The 1836-nt window shown below is 40.3% G+C and carries 1 protein-coding gene; it reads left to right on the top strand.

Annotated elements, in window-relative coordinates; genetic code table 11:
* Positions 1-120: 120 nt before the first annotated feature.
* Complete coding sequence (locus COE25_RS29465; RefSeq protein WP_098935173.1) at positions 121-1416, top strand: IS110 family RNA-guided transposase; 1296 nt, start codon at positions 121-123, stop codon at positions 1414-1416.
* Positions 1417-1836: the final 420 nt, after the last annotated feature.

Here is a 1836-nt window from a genome sequence, read left to right as displayed (position 1 = left end):
GCAGCATTCCTGTAATGAGTGAAAATGAGGTTTGAACAAAAAAATAACCTCTTGGTAGAATGAGAGTGTCCTGAAGCCGGCCAGCGAAAAGGACAATACTCAAATACCAGGAGGCCTAAAATGAATTATAACCAAAATAAGAAGCTTGCTCAAATTACTTCTCAAACGCTAATTATAGGGGTGGACATCGCTAAATTCAAGCATGTGGCACGTGCTCAGGACTTTAGAGGAATGGAGTTCGGATCACCTTGTTATTTTGAAAACACAAAAGAGGGGTTCTCCCATTTTCTTAAGTGGATTTCTGAGTTGAAGAGAGAACAAGCCATGGATAAAGTGATAGTTGGGATGGAACCGACTGGCCATTATTGGTTCAACCTAGCTCATATTCTGAAAGAAAATGAGATTAAGTTTGTGGCTGTAAATCCCTTGCACGTGAAGAAAAGCAAGGAACTCGATGATAATTCACCAACTAAAAATGATGTAAAAGATGCCAGAGTAATTGCCCAGCTGGTCAAAGACGGAAGATACGCCGAACCTACTATACCGCAAGGAGTTTATGCCGAGCTCCGAGTGGCAAAGAAAATTCGCGATCTTCTAACGGATGACCTCCAAACGGTCCAAGGACAGGTTCACAACTGGATTGATCGGTACTTTCCAGAATTTCTAACAGTCTTTAAGAAGTGGGAAGGTAAGGCAGCATTACAATTCTTAAGGTTAAATGCCTTACCACATGAAATGATAAAATTCTCTGATCAAGAGCTGCTCATCCACCTAAGAAAAGCCGTTACCCGGAGTGTGGGGCTCAGTAAAATTAAAGAGTTAAAGCAAGCTGCCAGTAAGTCCATCGGACTTCGGCAAGGCTCTGATATGGCCAAATTGGAGCTGAAAACGCTACTTGATAAATATGAACTAATCCAGCTTAAATTCGAAGAATTGGATGCAAAAATAGATATATTACTTGAAGAAATACCTGGTGTTCCACAAATGTTGGCCATTAAAGGTGTCGGCAGGGATACGGTTGCCGGTTTCTTTGCGGAGGTCGGCGACCTCAGTGATTATAATCATCCTAGACAAATTATTAAGCTGGCGGGGTTAAGTTTGAAAGAAAATACGTCCGGTAAGCACAAGGGAAAAACGACCATCACAAAGAGGGGACGTAAGAAATTGAGGGCCCTATTGTTTAGGGTCTGTATGATTCTAGTTGCACAAAATTCAGCATTTAAAGCATTACACGCTTACTATACTCAACGACCTGATAATCCATTAAAGAAGATGCAGTCCCTTATTGCTTTATGTAATAAACTGATCCGTATTTTCTTTAGCATAGGTAAAAAACAGTTTGATTTTAGTGAAGAAAAGATGTTAAAGGATATTCCTCATTTGTCAGCATCAAGGAAGGTAGAAATGGCAGCTTAATTCTCTTTTATATTAGATAAATTAGTAGTTGTGTGTTTTGTAGGACGGGTACATTTGAAGCACGGATAAGTCGGCAAAGCAACTAAATTACGGGCAGGACCCTGTGGGGCAGCATGGCTGACATCCACCTCATGGAAAGGTTGGACGAAGGAATTTGAGAGCGAAGACTCTGTGAGGCATGGGAGGGTTGACCTCCATGAGAAATGTGGACATCCACCAGTGCGATCATATTTTTACTTATTTACCAATTTGTGTAAGTGATTGGGTAGTGGGTTATGAGTCTTTTTTCTTTTTGAGTCCAATTTTATCCTTTCGAGTGATATTTACCCACCTAAAAAGCAATTACTAGTAAATAAACTACTATGAAAATCTAAGAAAAACGAAGAAATCGTGAGATTTCGCTTTCTTTATTGAGGGAGG

This window comes from Bacillus sp. AFS031507 (genome assembly GCF_002584635.1).
GTDB lineage: Bacteria > Bacillota > Bacilli > Bacillales > Cytobacillaceae > Neobacillus.
This window is presented reverse-complemented; position numbering and strand designations above follow the sequence as displayed.